The sequence below is a fragment of the uncultured Boseongicola sp. genome (genome assembly GCF_937988555.1).
In the GTDB taxonomy this organism is placed as follows: Bacteria; Pseudomonadota; Alphaproteobacteria; order Rhodobacterales; family Rhodobacteraceae; genus Boseongicola.
The window spans coordinates 1-19,129 of the sequence record NZ_CALJXO010000258.1; the positions used below are offsets into that span (position 1 = coordinate 1).

Annotated in this window: 20 protein-coding genes; 12 read left to right on the top strand and 8 right to left on the bottom strand. The window is 58.3% G+C overall.

The window, feature by feature from the left end; genetic code table 11:
* Positions 1-71: 71 nt before the first annotated feature.
* Positions 72-407, bottom strand: a complete 336-nt coding sequence (locus tag Q1B15_RS15430; protein ID WP_299755174.1) for a YegP family protein — start codon at positions 405-407, stop codon at positions 72-74.
* Positions 408-764: 357 nt separating this feature from the next.
* Between Q1B15_RS15430 and Q1B15_RS15435 the strand changes: the two genes are divergently transcribed.
* The gene (locus tag Q1B15_RS15435) at positions 765-1,202 is read left to right on the top strand and encodes a hypothetical protein (RefSeq protein ID WP_299755176.1); all 438 of its coding nucleotides are present in this window, start codon (positions 765-767) and stop codon (positions 1,200-1,202) included.
* On the opposite strand, the gene Q1B15_RS15440 is transcribed toward Q1B15_RS15435, so the two are convergent.
* On the bottom strand, positions 1,195-2,004 hold the full coding sequence (locus Q1B15_RS15440; protein WP_299755178.1) for a DUF3445 domain-containing protein: 810 nt from the start codon (positions 2,002-2,004) through the stop codon (positions 1,195-1,197). The genes Q1B15_RS15435 and Q1B15_RS15440 overlap by 8 nt on opposite strands.
* A 126-nt stretch (positions 2,005-2,130) precedes the next feature.
* Between Q1B15_RS15440 and dddP the strand changes: the two genes are divergently transcribed.
* Positions 2,131-3,474, top strand: coding sequence for a dimethylsulfonioproprionate lyase DddP (gene dddP, locus Q1B15_RS15445; RefSeq protein ID WP_299755180.1), 1,344 nt, complete (start codon positions 2,131-2,133; stop codon positions 3,472-3,474).
* Between the two features lie 20 nt (positions 3,475-3,494).
* On the opposite strand, the gene Q1B15_RS15450 is transcribed toward dddP, so the two are convergent.
* Positions 3,495-4,673 (bottom strand): crosslink repair DNA glycosylase YcaQ family protein, encoded by a 1,179-nt coding sequence (locus tag Q1B15_RS15450; RefSeq protein ID WP_299755182.1) that lies wholly within the window; start codon positions 4,671-4,673, stop codon positions 3,495-3,497.
* A gap of 279 nt (positions 4,674-4,952) precedes the next feature.
* On the opposite strand from Q1B15_RS15450, the gene Q1B15_RS15455 reads away from it, so the two are divergent.
* Positions 4,953-6,980: a DEAD/DEAH box helicase gene (locus Q1B15_RS15455; protein ID WP_299755185.1), complete on the top strand. Its 2,028-nt coding sequence runs from the start codon at positions 4,953-4,955 to the stop codon at positions 6,978-6,980.
* Between the two features lie 17 nt (positions 6,981-6,997).
* Here Q1B15_RS15455 and smpB read toward each other — a convergent pair whose 3' ends face one another.
* Entirely contained in the window at positions 6,998-7,471 is a 474-nt protein-coding gene (smpB, locus tag Q1B15_RS15460; protein WP_299755188.1) for an SsrA-binding protein SmpB, read from the bottom strand.
* Positions 7,472-7,550: 79 nt separating this feature from the next.
* On the opposite strand from smpB, the gene Q1B15_RS15465 reads away from it, so the two are divergent.
* On the top strand, positions 7,551-7,979 hold the full coding sequence (locus Q1B15_RS15465) for an ion channel (protein WP_299755191.1): 429 nt from the start codon (positions 7,551-7,553) through the stop codon (positions 7,977-7,979).
* On the opposite strand, the gene Q1B15_RS15470 is transcribed toward Q1B15_RS15465, so the two are convergent.
* Both Q1B15_RS15470 and dapA read right to left on the bottom strand, forming a co-directional pair.
* Complete coding sequence (locus Q1B15_RS15470) at positions 7,976-8,833, bottom strand: DMT family transporter (RefSeq protein WP_299755278.1); 858 nt, start codon at positions 8,831-8,833, stop codon at positions 7,976-7,978. The two genes, Q1B15_RS15465 and Q1B15_RS15470, sit on opposite strands and share 4 nt — an antisense overlap.
* 17 nt (positions 8,834-8,850) lie before the next feature.
* Positions 8,851-9,726 carry a 4-hydroxy-tetrahydrodipicolinate synthase gene (dapA, locus tag Q1B15_RS15475; RefSeq protein ID WP_299755193.1) on the bottom strand — a complete coding sequence of 292 codons (876 nt, stop codon included), beginning with the start codon at positions 9,724-9,726 and terminating at the stop codon, positions 8,851-8,853.
* A 137-nt stretch (positions 9,727-9,863) separates the two neighbouring features.
* Here dapA and Q1B15_RS15480 point away from each other — a divergent pair, with 137 nt between their 5' ends.
* Positions 9,864-11,870: a lytic transglycosylase domain-containing protein gene (locus Q1B15_RS15480; protein WP_299755195.1), complete on the top strand. Its 2,007-nt coding sequence runs from the start codon at positions 9,864-9,866 to the stop codon at positions 11,868-11,870.
* A gap of 276 nt (positions 11,871-12,146) precedes the next feature.
* On the opposite strand, the gene Q1B15_RS15485 is transcribed toward Q1B15_RS15480, so the two are convergent.
* On the bottom strand, positions 12,147-13,400 hold the full coding sequence (locus Q1B15_RS15485; protein WP_299755197.1) for a DNA polymerase IV: 1,254 nt from the start codon (positions 13,398-13,400) through the stop codon (positions 12,147-12,149).
* A 52-nt stretch (positions 13,401-13,452) separates the two neighbouring features.
* Between Q1B15_RS15485 and Q1B15_RS15490 the strand changes: the two genes are divergently transcribed.
* The 3 genes from Q1B15_RS15490 (at position 13,453) to Q1B15_RS15500 (ending at position 15,246) form a co-directional block, all read left to right on the top strand.
* Complete coding sequence (locus tag Q1B15_RS15490; protein ID WP_299755200.1) at positions 13,453-13,875, top strand: NUDIX hydrolase; 423 nt, start codon at positions 13,453-13,455, stop codon at positions 13,873-13,875.
* 208 nt (positions 13,876-14,083) lie between these two features.
* The gene (locus Q1B15_RS15495; RefSeq protein ID WP_299755202.1) at positions 14,084-14,971 is read left to right on the top strand and encodes an SPFH domain-containing protein; all 888 of its coding nucleotides are present in this window, start codon (positions 14,084-14,086) and stop codon (positions 14,969-14,971) included.
* Positions 14,971-15,246: a hypothetical protein gene (locus Q1B15_RS15500; RefSeq protein WP_299755205.1), complete on the top strand. Its 276-nt coding sequence runs from the start codon at positions 14,971-14,973 to the stop codon at positions 15,244-15,246. The genes Q1B15_RS15495 and Q1B15_RS15500 overlap by 1 nt, the downstream gene beginning before the upstream one ends.
* Positions 15,247-15,270: 24 nt before the next feature.
* On the opposite strand, the gene Q1B15_RS15505 is transcribed toward Q1B15_RS15500, so the two are convergent.
* Positions 15,271-16,446, bottom strand: a complete 1,176-nt coding sequence (locus Q1B15_RS15505) for an aminotransferase class I/II-fold pyridoxal phosphate-dependent enzyme (RefSeq protein ID WP_299755207.1) — start codon at positions 16,444-16,446, stop codon at positions 15,271-15,273.
* A gap of 109 nt (positions 16,447-16,555) precedes the next feature.
* Between Q1B15_RS15505 and def (Q1B15_RS15510) the strand changes: the two genes are divergently transcribed.
* The 4 genes from def (Q1B15_RS15510) to fmt are packed head-to-tail and all read left to right on the top strand — an operon-like array spanning position 16,556 to position 18,961.
* On the top strand, positions 16,556-17,083 hold the full coding sequence (gene def / locus Q1B15_RS15510; RefSeq protein WP_299755282.1) for a peptide deformylase: 528 nt from the start codon (positions 16,556-16,558) through the stop codon (positions 17,081-17,083).
* Positions 17,080-17,571, top strand: coding sequence for a peptide deformylase (def, locus tag Q1B15_RS15515; protein WP_299755210.1), 492 nt, complete (start codon positions 17,080-17,082; stop codon positions 17,569-17,571). Before def (Q1B15_RS15510) ends, def (Q1B15_RS15515) begins: the two co-directional genes overlap by 4 nt.
* Complete coding sequence (gene def, locus Q1B15_RS15520) at positions 17,568-18,065, top strand: peptide deformylase (protein WP_299755213.1); 498 nt, start codon at positions 17,568-17,570, stop codon at positions 18,063-18,065. The genes def (Q1B15_RS15515) and def (Q1B15_RS15520) overlap by 4 nt, the downstream gene beginning before the upstream one ends.
* The gene (fmt, locus tag Q1B15_RS15525; protein WP_299755215.1) at positions 18,062-18,961 is read left to right on the top strand and encodes a methionyl-tRNA formyltransferase; all 900 of its coding nucleotides are present in this window, start codon (positions 18,062-18,064) and stop codon (positions 18,959-18,961) included. The genes def (Q1B15_RS15520) and fmt overlap by 4 nt, the downstream gene beginning before the upstream one ends.
* Positions 18,962-19,129: the final 168 nt, after the last annotated feature.

The window sequence follows — 19,129 nt, forward strand, 5'->3', positions numbered from 1 at the left end:
TCTCTAAACACCGTAAAACAAAAAAGCCCTGCCGAATTGGCAGGGCTTTCTCAATCTAAAGGACCGAGGCCTTAAGCCGTCTGGTCGTCAACTTTCGCATCCGGCGCATTCTTTGCCACGGACGCAATGCCGTTCTCGCAAGCCGAATTGCTTTCGTACATCTCGGACGTGCCGATCACCTGACCGTTCGACGCTTTCAGGTTGAACATCGGCTTACCCGACTTCGACTCCTTGCGCTCAAACCGTGCGTCGCTGGCCGAATTCTTGCGAACGGACTCGATACCGTTCATGCAGCTTGGCTTACGCTTGTAGCCTTCGCTTGCCAAAATCGTCTGGCCATTGCCAGCCTTCAGACGAAAGCGGAACTCACCACCCTTGTCCTTATAGACTTCAAATTTCCCTGCCATCCTGACTGGACCTCTTGCTCTTGGTTAATAGGAGGCACTTCGAGAGTGCGTACCGCCCACTCTACCGCATAGTTTCGTTTCGCCAAGATGCCGCAAGACGTTTTTTTTGACCAGCCCTTGCATTTGGGACTCGGCTGCGGGTTTGGTGTCGCCGTGTTCTTGCCGAGAACAATGCTATCCCCCCAACCCGAATTGTCGCGAAAGCCCGCAAATGGCTCGGCGGGTCTTCGCGTGTTTGTTTAAATTGGATTGATCCGCCTTACGGCTGCCGCAATCTCTTCACAATCGCCTCCCACCTTGATGTCACTCCCAAAGCATAAGTCTTTGGCAAACAAGGGGGCGCAGAAGGCGCAGAAAATGAGCAAAATTCATCGAATTGCAGGTCTCAAAATATCTCGTGTAGCATCGCGGGCCAAATCGACGGATCCGCTTACGGATTACTGGACGCCCGCAGACGCGCTTCCGGACCTTGAGCCGCCCGAGGACAAACTGCGCCGCAACACCCGGCATATCTTCTCTTCAGACACAATCACACTGTCCCATAGCTCTTCTATGGAAGACGTTTTTGATCCGCAGAAACGACCCGAACACAAGAACGTAGTCGCCCGGCTCACGGTCTACGTGCTCAACCTGATCGTCATGGTGATGGCGCTTCCCGTCGGCCTTGCGCTGTTGTTCTTCAATATTCTGTTCGGAGAGAACCTCCGGACGACGGCCCATGTCATCGCTCTGACTGGCATGGCAATGGCCCTATCGACGATGCCCGGCGCGAACGATCTTTTCCGGTTCATCTGACCGAGTAACCAAACGTCTTCCGGCGCACCGCATCCAATCCGGTGCGCTGATCCTCAGTCAAACTGTCGACTTTTACCATGTAGGTGTGGATCAAAAACGCCACGGCACCGCTTTTCGCCAATCGCCGCAGCGTCTGACGCTCTGATCTCAGAAACCGCGGGTTAGCTCCGGTCGTCCGAGAAGGATCGCCCTCGCGGCGCGGCGTAAACAACTCCGGCGTCTCGTATAAAAACGCATTGGCCCGCCACATCGGATACCCGACCTGTATCCGGTCAAACAGCCGCTGCACCCGCCGAGCCGTGTCGTCGTCGTACTCGGCGACCGGGCGGTGAATACGCACCAAAGGCCGCCCGATCTTTTCCGCCAGCGTCCATGCCGACGGAAAACACAAAAGTGCGCCCGTCAGGATATGCCCATCTGGCCCCGGCTGCATCAGGCAGACGTCCTCCTGAATGAGACGCCCCAGAGTGATCAAGGGCGCCTCGCGATCTAAACGGACCTCAACCCCATCCGGGCGGACAACCACGTCGCCATCGACGCGATAATCAGGCTGATCCGCCAGGAACGCCAGACCCAGATCCAGACACTCCTCAGCGGCGGCACGCCCTTCCGGCAATACCGCGTGCACCGCCTTTGGTCGGTCGGCGATGAGGTGGTCGCGCAACGCCATTTGGCCGGAAAATGCCTCGTCCACCAGCAACCATGTCGCGGGATTCAAGACCTGAATTCCCGGCATTTTCCACGTCTGTGGCTGCGACCAAGGCGCATGCGGCAAACTGTTTTGCAAAACGTAAGAATCCATCCGCCTGACTTAGCCGGACAACCAGACCTTCGCCAGTGCGTGTCGCAGACGACCCCTGCTCGTGTCGGTTTCGCATGTGACGACACCGAAATCTCGGACAATCCTAAAAGGAACAAAGGACCGGCGATGAACCAGCATTTTAGCGACTCCCGCAAAATTGATCCGACCCGTGCCGCGACCCTTGGCGATGGCACTCCGAACGACGCCAATCGGATTGAAATCGGCCCGACACGCCTTGCGTTCGGCGAATGGCACGCCGCGGGTCTCGACCTGCCAGACCTTGCTGAAATGCGTCGCTATCGCTGGCAACGCCTGACCGACCATATCGTGGATCGCGACTATGGCGGCCTATTAATGTTCGACCCCCTCAACATCCGCTACGCTACCGACAGCACCAACATGCAACTGTGGAACACCCACAACCCGTTTCGCGCCGTTCTTGTCTGCGCCGACGGCTACATGGTAATCTGGGATTACAAAAACGCGCCCTTCCTGTCGTCCTTCAATCCCCTTGTGCGCGAGGCCCGTGGGGGGGCATCGATGTATTATTTCGCAAAAGGCGACAAGATCGAAGAAACGGCGGAAACCTTCGTCGGCGAGGTCAAAGAGCTCTTGCGCGAGCACGGTGGCTCCAACAATCGGCTTGCGGTCGACAAAATCATGGTCCCCGGCTACCGCGCGCTGGTCGCGGCCGGGATCGACGTTATGGAAGGCGAGGAAGTCACTGAGAAAGCCCGCAGCATCAAAGGCCCGGACGAAATCAAAGCCATGCGCTGCGCCTCTCATGCCTGCGAAGCCTCGATGTACGCGATGGAGGACTTCGCGCGCGCAAACGTGTCGCTTGGCAACACAAGCGAAGACGACATCTGGGCGGTTCTGCACGCCGAAAACATCAAGCGTGGCGGGGAATGGATCGAAACCCGGCTTCTGGCCTCGGGTCAGCGCACCAACCCGTGGTTTCAGGAATGCGGCCCCCGCACGACCCAGAACAACGAGATTATCGCCTTTGATACCGACCTTGTCGGCAGCTACGGCATCTGTGTCGACATCTCGCGCACATGGTGGATCGGCGACCAAAAGCCGCGCCCCGACATGATCGACGCGATGAAGCACTCGGTCGAACACATCATGACCAACATGGAAATGATCCGACCCGGCGCACGTATCGAAGACATGTGTCGCAACACCCACGTACTTGATGACAAATTTCAAGCCCAGAAATACGGCTGTCTGATGCACGGCGTCGGCCTTTGCGATGAATGGCCACTGGTCGCGTATCCTGACAAAATGGTGCCGGGCGCGTTCGACTACGAGCTTGAAGCCGGCATGGTCCTATGCGTGGAAGTGCTGGCCGGCGAAGTCGGCGGGGATTTCTCGATCAAACTGGAAGATCAGGTCTTGGTGACCGAAGACGGCTTTGAAAACCTGACGACATACCCATTTGATCCAGCCTTGATGGGGGAGAGCTAAGCCCTCTCAGTGCCAAGGCATCACCCGCCAATTCCGGCGGCCCACGTGACCGTATCGACCCCAATAAACCGCCGCATCCGGTCCAACTCTGACGTCAGCCTTTCATGGCGGCTGGCGGGCCAGCGAACGCCGTCCTCCGGCCAAAAGCCGATCACTGACAAAACAGATTTCTTACGATCGGCCTTGATCTCGATCCGGCCCACAAACCGGCTCCCCTCAATGATTGGAAACACGTAATACCCCCAGATGCGTTTGGCCGCAGGAACAAACATTTCCACCCGGTAGTCGAACCCGAACAATCGGCTCAGGCGGTTGCGGTCGCGGATAACCGGATCAAATGGATTGAGAATCCGAAGCCGGTTTGTCGGTGGCGTCACCGCAGCCAGCCGTTCCTCGATATTTCCTGGTGCATACCCTTTAACCCACGCGCCCTGCGCCGTTTCGATTTCCACCGCCTGAAGCTTGGACCCAGAGTGTTCCAGCCAACCGCGCACTTCCTTGGCGCTTACCGCGTCCCAGTATCGCTGAACATCACCGGGCGCACCGAACCCGATACGGTCCAATGCGGCATGACACAGCCAGTCGACCTGATCGTGATCCGTCAATCCACCCTCAGACAGGGCCTGTGGGAACACACGCTCGGCAAGGTCATAATACTTGTTGAAATGCACCCTGTGGCACGTCGCAAGCTCGCCGCAATACCACATATAATCCAGCGCCAGTTTGTGCGGCGGGCGCGACCACATTTCCTTCGGCCCGGTGATCTTCGTGTCAAAGGCCTGGGTCGACAAAGCCCCCTCGCGGCGGATGCGTTCTTTGATCGCGTCCCGCGCCGCCAAATCCGGCAGGCTCTTCCACCATCCCCCACGATCCATCTGCGCTTTCTTCCGACGAAACTGCCGCTCCCACATCGGCAAGTAGTCCATCGGAATAACCGAGGCATCATGCGTAAAATGCTCGAAAATCGATCGGTCCTCGGCAAGTAATTGATCAAGCATCGGCTCGCGGTAGTTCTGATTGCGGCTCCAAAGGATGTGGTGATGCGCGCGGGACACGACCTGGATCGAGTCCAATTGCACGAACCCAAGCTTCTTTATCGTCCCCAATACGTCAAGCGTACCAGTCGGCGCTAAAGCAAGTCCCTGCGATGTAAGCCAAAGCTGGCGCGCCGCTTTGTTATCAATCCGTAAAGGTTCCATCCGCTCCACCTCGCGTGCCGAAGGAGCCGCAGTGAATGCGACGGCACGGCACAAGTCCAGTCCCGATCAGCCCAGCCGAATCAAAAACCTGACGTAGGGGCCATCCTACGCCCCGTAACTCTCAGCCCAAAGATGGTGACGTTCTTGCGTAAGTTCACCTGCCTGAGACATCTCGTGCCCTATACATCACGACGTTGACCGGGTAGAGGCGGCCCAACAACGGCGCGCTCGAAACGTGCGCCGCCCATGACTCATTCAGATACCGGAAGTAGAATAGCCGTGAAACAGGCTCTTGCAGATGCTTTAGAAGCACGTGGATACACCACACTCACCGCCGTTCAGGAAGCAGTGACCGATGCCGAAGTGACTGGCAAAGACCTGCTGGTCTCTGCTCAAACTGGCTCGGGCAAGACGCTTGGGTTCGGCCTTGCGATTGCGCCAAACCTGCTTGGCGACGCAGAAACGTTTACTTCTGCAGGGGCGCCTCTGGCTCTTGTCATCGCGCCGACCCGGGAACTTGCGCTGCAGGTCAAACGGGAATTGGCGTGGCTTTACCAAAAGGCAGGCGCGGTTCTTGCCTCTACCGTTGGCGGCATGGACATGCGCGATGAACGTCGCGCCCTGGCACGCGGCGCCCACATCGTTGTGGCGACACCCGGTCGCCTGCGTGATCACATCATGCGCGGTTCCATCGAACTTGGCGGGCTGAAAGCGGTCGTCTTGGACGAAGCCGACGAAATGCTCGACCTCGGCTTCCGCGAGGACCTTGAGTTTATCCTCGAACAGGCCCCGAGCGAACGCCAGACGCTGCTGTTCTCGGCCACAGTGCCGGCCTCGATCGCGAAGCTTGCCAAAAGCTATCAAAATGACGCCGTGCGAATCGCAGCGACATCCGGCGCCTCGCAACACGCAGACATCGACTATCGCGCGCTGCGCGTGTCCGCGCGTGACGGCGAGAACGCCATCATCAACGTGCTGCGCTACTATGAGGCCCCGAACGCCATTGTGTTTTGCAACACGCGCGCCATGGTCAACCGCCTGACCACCCGCCTGTCAAACCGCGGCTTCTCGGTCGTTGCCCTGTCAGGGGAGTTATCCCAAAACGAACGCACCCATGCGCTTCAATCCATGCGTGACGGACGTGCACGCGTTTGTGTTGCGACCGATGTGGCGGCGCGCGGTATCGATCTGCCGAACCTTGAACTGGTGATCCACGCCGAGCTGCCAACAAACCAGGACACCCTTTTGCACCGCTCGGGCCGAACTGGCCGCGCTGGGCGCAAAGGCGTCAGCGTGATGATCGTCCCGCCTGCCGCAGCCAGAAAGGCCGAGCGCCTTCTTAGCTGGGCAAAACTGCGCGCGGACTGGGCCGACGCCCCCTCTGCGGAGGAAGTCTCTGCGCGTGATGACGACCGGATGCTGGCCGATCCTGACTGGATGTCTGAGGTCGAGCCTTCAAACCTTGAGACCGTCGACAAACTCGTCGCAGCCTTCTCAGCTGAACAGATTGCGGCGGCTTACGTTCGCCTCTACCGTGAACGCCATACAGCTCCAGAAGAACTCTCGGACGTCTCAGAGCCGGCCAAGCCTCGCGCCGCGTTTGGGCCAAGTGTCTGGTTCTCGCTTGAAGGTGGCCGCGCAGCCTCAGCTGAGCCGCGTCGCATCCTGCCGATGCTGTGCAAGCTGGGTAACCTGTCGCGCGAAGACATCGGAGCCATCCGCATTCAGCCAGACTCTTCGCTGATTGAAATCCGCGAAAGCGCCGCAAAGAAATTCGTCGACGCCATCGGCCCGAAAATGACCGTAGAAGGCGGCGCGAAACTCGCCCGTCTTGCAAGTCCGCCGAAACTTGATCGTGGCCCACGCCGGGACGGCCCGCCGTCGAAAGATAGAAAACCGCGTTCCTCGGATACGGCTGCTCCTGCCTCCGTTAAACCTGCAAAACCCGCAAGCCATGGTACCACGAAGCCCGTCGACTGGAACGATGATCCGGCACCTCGCGTCAAAAAGCCCAAGGCTGGCGCAAAGCCAACAGGCGGCGCAAAGCCAAAGCGCGACTTTAAGAAGCCTCCAGAGGCTGGAAAAGCTGAACCGTGGAAACCGCACAAACCGAAATCGACCGGGCCAAAAGGCGGGGACGGGAAGCCAACCCAATCGGGCGGCCCGAAGACCCCTGCGGGAAAACCTTCCAGCAAGAAAAACCGCGCGCGCCAAATGGCTAAGGGGGGTGGTGGCGGCACAGGCGCCGCGGCCCGTCCGCATCGGTCGTCAAAACCAAAACCGAATAAGAACAGCGGCAATAGCTAAGCCACGAAGGCGTTCGATCAGCCGTTTTCTTTCATCAACCGCGCTTTCTGGCGGTTCCAGTCGCGCTTGGCCTGCGTTTCACGTTTGTCCGGCGCGGCCTTACCCTTGGCGATACCGATCTTCACCTTCGCCTTACCGCGATGGTTGAAATACATCACCAACGGCACAAGCGTCATGCCCTTGCGCTGCGTCGCGTTCCACATGTCTGAAAGCTGCTTTTTCGACACGAGCAATTTGCGCCGACGCCGATCCTCATGGCCGAACATTGCCTGCTTATATGGCGCGATATAGCTGTTCACCAACCACAATTCGCCATCATCGACTGTGGCGTAGCTTTCGGCAATATTCGACTGACCCGTGCGCAGAGATTTGACCTCTGATCCCATCAGCATGATGCCACACTCAACATCATCCTCGATGGCATAGTCGTACCTTGCGCGCCGGTTCTCGGCGACAACCTTGTAGTTGGGATTGTCTTTTTCTTTTGCCATTATCGAATGCAGATAGGCGCTCGGACGATCCAAGTCCAGTCCACTTGACCTTGCCGCTCAGGCGCGGAACATAGCGGACATGTTTGCACAACTCTTCATCGGCAGCCTGCTTATTCTCTGCTCAATCATGATCGCGACGACCTCGTGGTGGGCGCTTGAGGCGATCCTAATCCGGCTGCATGGATGGTCGGTCCGACCACCGCACGGGCCAAAACTGGTCGCTATCCTGTCGCTTGCGCTGTTTTGGACATTGTTGATGATGACCGTGTCGGTTTGGCTATGGGCGATATCGCTTTATTGGCTGGATATATTCATCACCCTCGAAGCATCTGTCTACTTCGCGCTGGTGGCCTTCACCACGCTTGGCTTCGGCGATATCTTACTTCCGCAGGAATGGCGCCTGCTCGGCGGCTTGGCCGCGGCCAACGGCCTTCTCGTGTTCGGGCTTCTGACGGCTATTCTCGTGGAAATTCTTCGGGATACCCGCGCGCGTCAACGCAAATACTAACGCTGCCCACGCGCCAGAATATAAAGCCCCGACGCCACAATAATCGCGCTTCCTAGCAGCATCTGCGGTTCAAGCACTTCACCGAAAACCAAAACACCAAAGCAGACTCCGAAAAAAATCCGCGAATAGCGAAACGGCGTCACAGTTGACACATCGCCAGTGCGCATCGCGCGGGTCAGGGACGAATAGCCGACCACACCAAACATGCAGGCCCCGATCAAAGACAGCCAGACGCCCGTCGGCCAAACCAGTGCAGCACCTTCCCAGATCGAAAACCCGACGCCGGCAATCAAGATCATCCAGAAGCCCCAGACCCCCAGAACTGACCCGCTCAACGTCTTCGGCGCGGCCCGTGTTGCAAGGTCCCGCCCCGCAAAGCCCAGCATCCCCAACACCGCAAGAAGCGACAAAGGCGCGAAGCTTTCCGCCCCAGGGCGCAAGATCACCAAAACCCCAGAAAGCCCGACCAAAATCGCCGTCCAGCGCCGCCAACCCACTGCCTCGCCAAAAAATAGCGCAGCACCCGCGACCACGACAATTGGCGTCGCCTGCAAAATTGCTGTCGCCGACGATAAGGGCGTCAACACAAGCGCCAGTGTGAAAAACAGCCGCCCCATGATTTCGAAGGCATTGCGCACCAACATCGTGCGCTCGACCACCGCGTGCGGAAATAGCGATTGCCCCTGTGAGATCGCCAAGGCGGAAAAGATCAAAGACCCGCCCAGCCCGAACCAGATCATTACCTGACCAATTGGAACCGTCGCAGCCGCTGATTTCAGAAACATATCCTCAACCGCAAACCCGGCCATCGCGGCAACCATCCAAAGGCTGCCGGTCAGGTTCGCATCTGTGATGCGGGAACGGCCCGCGTTCAGTTGATTAGTCCGGCAAACACCATAGCCTCTTTGATCTTTGCTTTCGTGCTATCCGTGACAGCCAACAACGGCAGGCGCACGTCTTCCGAACACTTACCCAATAGCGACAGCCCATATTTTACACCGCAAAGCCCTGGCTCGGTAAAAATCGCGTCATGCAGCGGCATCAATCGATCCTGAATGGCCAGACCGGTCTTGAAATCGCCTGCCAAAGTGGCGTCCTGGAACGCGGCACACAACTTCGGTGCAACATTCGCCGTCACCGAAATACACCCGTGGCCGCCATGCGCGTTAAACCCAAGCGCCGAAGCATCTTCCGCCGAAAACTGCAAAAAGTCCGTGCCGCACGTTCGGCGCTGCTTGGAAACCCGCGTCACATCCGCCGTCGCATCCTTCACACCGATGATCCGCGGCAGCTTCGCCAATTCCCCCATCGTTTCCGGGCTCATATCGATCACCGAGCGTGGTGGAATGTTGTAAATGATGATCGGAATATCCGCAGCATCGTGCACCGCTTTGAAATGCGCATAAAGCCCGGCCTGCGTCGGACGGTTGTAATACGGCGTCACCACCAGAATCGCATCCGCTCCAACCTTCGCGGCATGTTGCGCCAAACGCACACTTTCAGCGGTGTTGTTCGATCCGGCTCCGGCAACCACTGGAATCCGCCCAGCAGCCGCTTTCACCACAGCTTCGACCACCGCGTCATGCTCGGAATGGCTCAACGTCGGGCTTTCCCCTGTCGTGCCCATAGGAACAAGGCCTTTCGAACCCTGTCCAATGTGCCACTCAACAAGGCGCTTCAGCGTGTCAAAATCCACTTCGCCATTGTGAAATGGAGTAACAAGCGCCGGCATCGACCCTCTTAGCATGACACGCTCCTTAAATGTATGTTCGCTGTGGTTTTACCGCGCGCGGACATTATCCTTGAAGGGATGAATTGCCAAGGCACCGTGACTTGGTTTAGACAGAACCTGCTGAGGGGCAAAGATTGAGCGGACCTGCATCCATGATCAAAACCCTTTTCACATCGATTTTCTTGATTTGGATAGGAATCGGAGCGCCGGCGCAAACCACGCGCGAGGCCGAAGCTTTGTCGCGCGCGTTTGACGCGATGAAGGCTGGAGACTGGTATGGTTCCCTGCGCACCGCCGAAGGCATCAATCCTGTCGCCCGCGACATTATCGAATGGCACCGCCTGCGCGCGCGGCAAGGCGATTTCGACAGCGTCCTGCGGTTCCTGGACCGCCGCCCAGACTGGCCAGGCCTTTCCTACCTACGTCAACGCTCCGAAAGCACTTTGCCGCTCTCGGCCCGCGCCGATGACGTGATCCGTTTCTTCCGCGGTGCGCACCCGCAAACTGGCACCGGCGCCGTCGCGCTGATCGCGGCCTTCCGTGCAAAAGAAATGAACGCCGACGCTGAAACCGAAGCGCTCCACGCCTGGCTCACCCACCGTCTCTCCGAGGCAGACCAAACGAAATTGCTCACGTGGTATGGCCGCGCGCTTGCTCCACACCACGCCGCCCGGATCGACATGCTCCTCTGGCGGGGGGCCGACCAAGACGCTCGTAAAATGATCCCGCTGGTGCCCAATGGCTGGGCCGAACTCGCTAATGCTCGCCTTGCATTGCGTGCGGATAAAAACGGCGTCGACGGCCTTGTGGCCGCCGTCCCCAAAGCCCTCACCGATCATCCGGGCCTGCTCTTTGAACGTATGCAATGGCGCGCCCGCAAAGGGCGCAACGACGGCGCAATCGAGATCATGCTCGCCCAAAGCCCAGACCAACTTGGACAACCCGATCGCTGGGCCGGATGGCGGCGCAGCTTTGTGCGTAGCGAAATGCGGGCCGGGCGCACGACCCAGGCCTACAAACTCGCCTCCGTCCACGGCCTCCAGGCAGGCTCAAGCTTTGCCGACCTCGAATGGCTCTCGGGCTACCTCGCGCTTACGTACCAAAAAGACCCGAAGACAGCCCTTGGTCACTTCCTGCGTTTCCGGGGATCAGTCGACACGCCGATCTCGCTCGGCCGCGCAGGCTACTGGGAAGGCCGCGCGCACGAAGCCTTGGGAGATGCCGAAAACGCAAACCTCGCCTATGCCTTTGGAGCCGAATACCAAACAAGTTTCTATGGCCTCCTTGCCGCAGAAAAAGTGGGCCGCCCGATGGATCCGGCCCTTTATGCACCGGTGCCGCTTCCTGACCTCACAAACGCAGGTTTCGCCGAAAGCTCGGTGTTTGCAGCCGCGCTTATCCTTGATGCTGCGGGCCAAAAAACCCTCGCCAAACGCTTCCTCACCCACCTGACCGAGTCCCTTTCGGAAGGCGACATCATTCGGCTCGGGGCTTTCGTCAACGCCAAGAAGGAACCGCACTACGCCACGATGATCGGAAAGCGCGCAGCCTCCTTTGGCATCACGGTGCCCTTCGTGTACTACCCGGTCACCGACCTCGGCGTAGACCCGATGCCGGTTCCGACAGAACTGGCCCTCGCCATCGCCCGCCGCGAAAGCGAATTTGATCCCATTGTCACAAGCGGCGTCGGCGCGCGTGGCCTTATGCAAGTGATGCCCGCAACTGCCCGCGAAGTCGCGGGCTTCCTCGAAATCCCCTACGACGCTGACCGCCTTCTTGCGGACCCGGTCTACAACGCCCGGATCGGAACCGCCTATCTCGACGAATTGATGACCGTTTTTGATGGCAACATGTTGATGGTCTCGGCGGCCTACAATGCAGGCCCCAGCCGCCCTCTGGGCTGGATGCGTGAGCGTGGCGATCCCCGCCGCGGCGAGGTCGACGTCATCGACTGGATCGAACACATCCCCTTTAATGAGACCCGCAACTACGTGATGCGCGTTGCCGAAAGCCTGCCCGTCTACCGCGCCCGCCTCACAGGACAGCCGCAGCGCATGAACTTGTCACAGGAACTTATGCTTATGCCGGGTCACTCCCGGGCTGCCGCGAAAGGTCTGCTTGTACGCCCCAAGGCCCGCCCGGCATTGCTCACGGACTGATCGGGTATCGCCCGGCGCATTAACGGCCCTACAGCCCGGGCCTTGCACCGTGACATGCGTTAGCAAATCCGTCCCACCAGATCTTTCTGCCGATACATCTTTGCCGGACACCTCCAACGTACCAAAACGCTGAGGGCTCACTTTCCGGCGTTACCCCTAATACCCATTAACCTTAATTGCGGTTCACCTTAACGCGCGCGCCACGCCCCTCCTTCTTTGGGTCCAAAAAAAACCGGGGAGCAGCGAAAGCGGCGGGGGCAGCGCCCTGCAAAACCCTCACCGAAGCGCGCGTCCCTTCACAATTGCATCCGGACCAAATCGTGCACGAATGCTATCCGACGCCCGCTCTGCTCCCGCACGCACACCGGCCCCCGGATCCAAAAGGTCCCCCTCCACGTCCGCTGTGGCCGCTGCGGACAAATGCGAAATACCGACGCCAAGCAGACGAAATGGCCCCTCATTGTCCACTTGATCAAACAGCCGGCGCGCCGTGCGATAAATCCGATCCGCAATCTGCGTCGGACTCCCCAGAGACACCCTCCGCGTCAGCGTCGAATGGTTCGCCCGCTTCAACTTCAACGTCACCACACGCCCCGCCTTGTCCTTCGCTTTTGCCCGGTCCGCGACATTTTCAGCAAGCCGCCAGATATGCCCGTCAAGGATATCCACGTCGCTGGTATCTTCCCCGAACGTCGTCTCATTCGAGATTGATTTCACCGATGCACTTGCTGACACACGGCGCCTGTCTTCCCCGCGCGCCAGATGCCAAAGCCGCTCGCCCATCCCCCCAAAACGCGCGACCAAATCCACCTTCTCCCAGCGCAGTAAATCCCCAAACGTTCGTATCCCGGCCTTGTCCAAAGCCGCTTGGGTCTGCCCGCCGACGCCCCAGATCAAACGCACTTGGCGGTCTTGCAGAAACGCAGCAGTTTCCGCCTTCCCGATTATCGAAAACCCCCGAGGCTTATCCAAATCCGATGCAACCTTTGCCAAAAACTTGTTGTGTGACAAACCGATAGACCCGGTCAGCCCCAGCTCGTCTTCCATTCGCTTCACCAAACGCGCCAACATCACTGCGGGCGGTGCGTGGTGCAATCGCGCGGTCCCGGTAAGGTCTAAAAACGCCTCATCCAAAGACAAAGGTTCCACAATCGGGGTCATGTCATCCATCAGCGCGCGAATGCCCCGCGACGCCTCGACATAGGCGCTCATGCGCCCCTTCACCACCACCGCGTCGGGGCAAAGCTTCAGCGCCTGAAACATTGGCATTGCGGACCGCACGCCTCGAATGCGCGCGATATAGCACGCGGTGGAAACTACCCCGCGCCGCCCACCGCCGATGATCACGGGCTTGTCGCGCAGGCTGGGATCGTCACGTTTTTCGACGCTTGCGTAAAACGCGTCACAATCCATGTGCGCAATCGACAGATCGAACAATTCAGGATGCGACATCACACGCGGCCGCCCGCAATCAGGACAGCGGCTCCCGGAGTCAAAAGTCGTGAGGCAATCGCGGCAAAGGGCGGGCATCGGGCAAACGCTTAGGCTAGGATGACCCCAGACTATCGAACCGGAGCCCCCTGTGACAGAGCCTTTCCACGGCGCAAAAATTGCCATTCTTGTCGGCGATCAGATCGTCACGATATTGCGCGATGACATCCCGACAATACCCTGGCCCGGCCACTGGGATTTACCCGGCGGTGGTCGCGAAACAAGTGAAACACCCACAGAATGCGCCCTGCGCGAGCTTCACGAAGAGCTTGGTCTGATACTCGACCCCAAACACATAACGTGGTTAAGGCGGTATCCATTACCCCCAAGTTCTGTCTGGTTTCTCGCCGCTGAATGGCCCGGCTTTGACGCCTCAAAGGTAAATTTCGGCGATGAAGGGCAGGAATGGCGCCTTGCGACGCTCGGGTGGTTCCTGAATCACGACAGGACTATCCCTTATCACAAAGAGCGTCTGCTCGAGTATCTCGAACAGCGAAAGCCTGACTGTCGATGATCCATTTGAAAATATTCTTAGACACAGAACGCCTAGTATGGCTTGATCTGCTATTTCATGAAACGACCTGAATCTACGGGCAAAATTCGGGTTGTTGCACTGCAAACACGGGCGGCATGCATTCACGTCTCCAGTCCATAAGTCATTGAAACGACGCAATCCAATCCCCATATTCCTTCAATAAATAACAAAAACTATGGGACATTTGATGGAAGAAATTTTTGCAACGCTTGGCGGCGGCGGAATTGCGACGCTTCTTATTGCGGCGTTCATCATTATCTGCCTCTACAAAGGCATCCGGATTGTGTCGCAGTCCGAAAAGCACGTTGTGGAACGCTTTGGACGTCTGCGCTCTGTTTTGGGACCGGGTATTAACTTCATCGTGCCATTCCTCGATCGCGTTGCGCACCAGATTTCAATCCTCGAACGGCAACTTCCAAACGCAAGTCAGGACGCAATCACCGCAGACAACGTGTTGGTGCAGGTTGAAACAAGCGTGTTCTACCGCATCACCGAGCCTGAAAAGACGGTGTACCGAATACGTGACGTGGACGCTGCGATCGCGACCACTGTCGCGGGGATTGTGCGTGCCGAGATTGGCAAGATGGAACTGGACGAAGTGCAGTCCAACCGTTCGACTCTGATGTCGACGATCAAAGAAGCGGTCGAGGGACAGGTCGACAACTGGGGCATCGAAGTGACCCGCGCAGAGCTTCTCGACGTCAATCTCGACCAGGCGACCCGCGATGCCATGCTTCAGCAGCTAAATGCCGAGCGTGAACGCCGTGCCGCTGTAACGCGCGCCGAAGGTGAAAAGCGCGCGGTTGAACTGAACGCGGATGCCGAACTTTATGCCGCCGAACAAGGCGCCAAGGCCCGTCGTGTTCAGGCAGATGCCGAAGCCTATGCGACAAGCGCGGTGGCGCAGGCCATTCAGGACAATGGCTTAGAGGCTGCACAATACCAGGTTGCTCTTAAGCAGGTTGAAGCGCTCAATGCGCTTGGGGCAAGCCCCTCAAGCTCGACCATCGTTGTTCCGGCAAATGCGCTGGAAGCCTTCGGCGATGCGTTCAAAATGCTGAAAGGTCGTGGATAATGCTATCAACGTGGTGGACATGGATTATCGCCGCGATGGTCCTCGCGATCCTCGAGGTGTTCCTGCCGGCGCAAATACTGCTTGGCTTTGCCATCGGCGCCGTTGGCGTCGGGCTTGGCCTGCTGATCGTTGTGCCGGGACTGGCCGGTTCATTCCCGGCGCTGATGCTGGCTTTCGCGGTTATGTCGCTCCTTGGATGGCTCGTTTTGCGTCGGGTTCTTGGCGTCTACAAAGGTCAGGTGAAGGTCTGGAAACGCGACGTCAACGAAGACTGATTGCGTCGCGGGCCCAGTTTTCGACTACTGCACGTCGCCAAACGCTACCTCAAGCCGCGTGATGGCTTCGATCATAGCCGTACGTGGAAGTGCCACATTATATCGCAGATGCCCGGACCCACCGATCCCAAACTGAGTGCCAGGGCTGGGGATGACTTTGGCGTCCTGTGCCGATCGTTTCAACAACTCGGTATCAGCCATGCCCAACCCTTCGAAGTTGACCCATGTCAGATAAGTAGCGTCCATATTCATAACGGTCACACCCGGGATCGCGTCCATACGGTCCTTAAAGATACGGAAGTTTTCACCCAGATAAGCCTGTGCCGCGTCCATCCAGTCGTGGCCACCAGCGAACGCGGCCTTCATCATCACCATGCCGTAGCGGTTCGGCGTGCTTTCCCGGTCCAGAATGACAGGGGCGACCCGCTTTCGCATTTCGGCGTCCGGATAGATCGCGATACCGGTCTCGGCGCCGGCGATATTGAACGCCTTTGACGCGGCCGTCAGGATCGCAATCCGGTCCGCATGTTCAGGGGCTGCGACAAGCGTCGGAACAAAGGTCACGCCCGGAAACGTCAGATCCATATGAATCTCGTCCGAGATCAAAAAAAGATCATGCGCGGCACAGAAATCGGCCACGGCGCGAAGCTCCTCAACGCTCCAAATCCGGCCGCCGGGATTGTGGGGCGAACACAGTGTGACGATCTTTTCATGTCCCTTTAAAGACGCGGCCAGCCCCTCAAGGTCCATCATGAAGCGGCCGTCTTCAATCACCAGAGGGCTTTCTACCACAACGCGGCCCATCGCTTCGATCTGCCGGAAAAAGGCATGATAAACCGGGGAAAACACAATCACCCCATCGCCAGGCTCGGAATAGGCCGAAATGACATCCCCATAACCGCCGATAACGCCATGCGTGTAGCGAACCCACCCAGGATCGATCACGCAATTATGCCGATCTTTCAGCCAACCCGCGACTGCCGCGTCCACAGGCTGAGTATTGCCAAAATACCCACAATACCCACGGTCGATTTCCTCGCGCATCGCATCAAGGATCACCGGTGCCGCTTTGAAATCCATATCAGCCACCCACATCGCAATCGCAGCCGGATCATCTACGCCGTAGTTGCGCGCGATATTGTCATATTTCGAGGTGTGTTTGCCGCGCAGCAGAAGCGGAGTATCAAAGTCGAATGCCATCGTTAGTCCTTCGGTCCTTCTGAGTTAAACGGGACCCTAGCTTTATTAGCACGCGCTGCAAGGTGCCGCATGACTTGTTCGGCGCGGTAGGTTGTCTTAGATGAACGGTATGGCACTTAAATCGATCCTCATTCATCCCGATCCACGGCTAAAATCCGTGGCTGATCCGGTATCCGCGTCCGAGGTCGACAAGGCCTTGAGGCGGCTTGCCGATGACATGCTTGAAACCATGTACGACGCGCCGGGTATCGGTCTTGCCGCACCGCAGGTCGGCGTGGGCAAACGCCTGTTGGTGATGGATTGCGTCAAAGAGGAAAACACCCCACCGCGCCCAATGGTTCTGATCAACCCCGCTGTGACATGGTCGTCAGAAAATCTGAACACCTACGAGGAAGGCTGCCTTTCGATCCCGGAGCAATACGCCGATGTCGAACGCCCCGCCGAGGTTGAAGTCATATGGATCGATCTTGAGGGTGTCACCCATACCGAACGCTTTGACGGCCTTTGGGCGACCTGCGTCCAACACGAGATTGACCACCTGAACGGCAAGCTGTTCATTGATTATCTCAAGCCCCTCAGACGCCAGATAATCACTCGTAAGATGGTGAAGCTGAAACGCGAGCAGGCCCGGGCGTGATCCGTGCTATCGTGCTGTGGCCCGACCCTGTCCTATCCGAAGTCTGTGCGCCAGTGGCTCAGATCGACGCGGCAACTCGCACGCTATGCGACGATTTGCTGGAAACCATGTACGATGCCCCGGGTCGCGGCCTTGCGGCCCCGCAAGTCGGCGTTCTGCAAAGGGTGTTCGTCATGGACACCACTTGGAAAGACGGCGAACGCACTCCGCGTGTGTTCATCAATCCCGAGATCACCGACCGCTCCGAAACGCTCGTAATTGGTTCTGAAGGCTGCCTCTCCATTCCCGGCCTCGCCGCAGATGTAGAGCGCGCGGAGGCAATCACTTTGCGTTGGACCGCACCGGACGGTAGAATCTTAGTCGAACGTCTCACCGGGTTTGACGCAGTCTGCGCGCAGCATGAGTTTGACCATCTTGAGGGTCTGGTGATCTTCGACCGAGTGGCCCCCGAGCTGCGTTCGGCACTGCAAGCCGAGTACTCGCAATGACCCGCCGCCCTTTCGTGCCATGGCCCGACAACCGTTTGCGCACTGCCGCTTCGACAGTCGACACCGTGACCGACGAGATCCGGGTAATTTGGGACGAGATGGTCGAGACGATGGACGCCATGCCCGGATATGGTCTAGCCGCGCCACAACTCGGCGTCATGCTACGCCTCGCGGTCGTCGATTGCTCGACCGACCGTGGGCAGGCCATCCGGCTTGCGAATCCGGAAATCATCCAAGCCTCTGACAGCACCAGCGATTGGGACGAAGCCTCCCCGAATTTGCCGGGAATTGCCGCCAAGATCACTCGACCGGCTGAAGTTACGGTCGCGTTCACAGATATTGCGGGAAATCAGGTTACCCGTGATTTCTCGGGCCTCTGGGCAACGTCGGTCCAACATCAGATCGACCACCTCGCAGGGCGTATGTATTTCTATCATTTAAGTGGGGTAAAACGTCGGATGCTGTTGAAAAAGGCAGGGAAACTCAAGCAATGAAATTAGCATTCATGGGAACCCCGGATTTTTCGGTCCCGGCACTTGAGGCGTTGCATGCGGCAGGTCACGACATTGTGGCCGTTTATACCCAACCCCCAAGACCAGCGGGGCGCGGCAAAAAAGACCGACCCTCGCCGATCCAGCGCCGCGCAGGCGAACTGGGCCTCATGGTCCGCCATCCCAAAAGCTTCCGCGATACCGACGCGCAGGGGGCTTTCGCCGACCTTGATGTAGATGTGGCTGTGGTTGTGGCCTACGGCTTGATCCTACCGGCCCCCGTGCTCGCCGCACCCCGCCTTGGGTGCCTTAACATTCACGCCTCGGTCCTTCCGCGCTGGCGTGGGGCGGCACCAATCCATCGTGCGATCATGTCTGGTGACGCCGAAACAGGTATTTCGATCATGTCGATGGACCTCGGCCTTGATACGGGCCCGGTGCTTTTGACGAAGAAGACACCAATTGGCCCGGCTGAAACCACTGGGGACCTCCATGACCGACTGGCGGCAATCGGGGCAGAGTTGATCGTCGAAACGCTTGCAACGTTCGACACTCTGACGCCGGTTCCGCAACCGGAAGCCGGTGTCACCTACGCGGTGAAAGTCGACAAGTCCGAGGCGCGCATCGACTGGACCTGCGACGCTGATGCGGTGGATCGCCAAATTCGGGCCCTCTCGCCCTTTCCGGGTGCCTGGTGTGACATTGGTGGTGAGCGGGTAAAGCTTCTCAGATCAATCAAAGTTCAGGGTTCCGCTCCTCCCGGAAAGCATCTTGGCGCCTTCACCATTGCCTGCGGTGAAGGCGCGGTACGGATCCTCGATGCTCAACGACCTGGCAAACGCCCGATGACAGCGGAGGATGTCCTGCGGGGCATGACTTTGCCGAAAACTCTATCCTGACCCTTTTACACCCACCCTTTCGAAAATACTTTTAAGGGGTGAGGAAATAGGGACGAGCGCCTGTTTTTCGCATTTTGGGGTTCACCGGTCACAGGCGGCATTACCGCCTACGTCGCCGGAAAATGGGACTTCACCCATCACGGCTACCTTCAGGCGATCATCATCGCG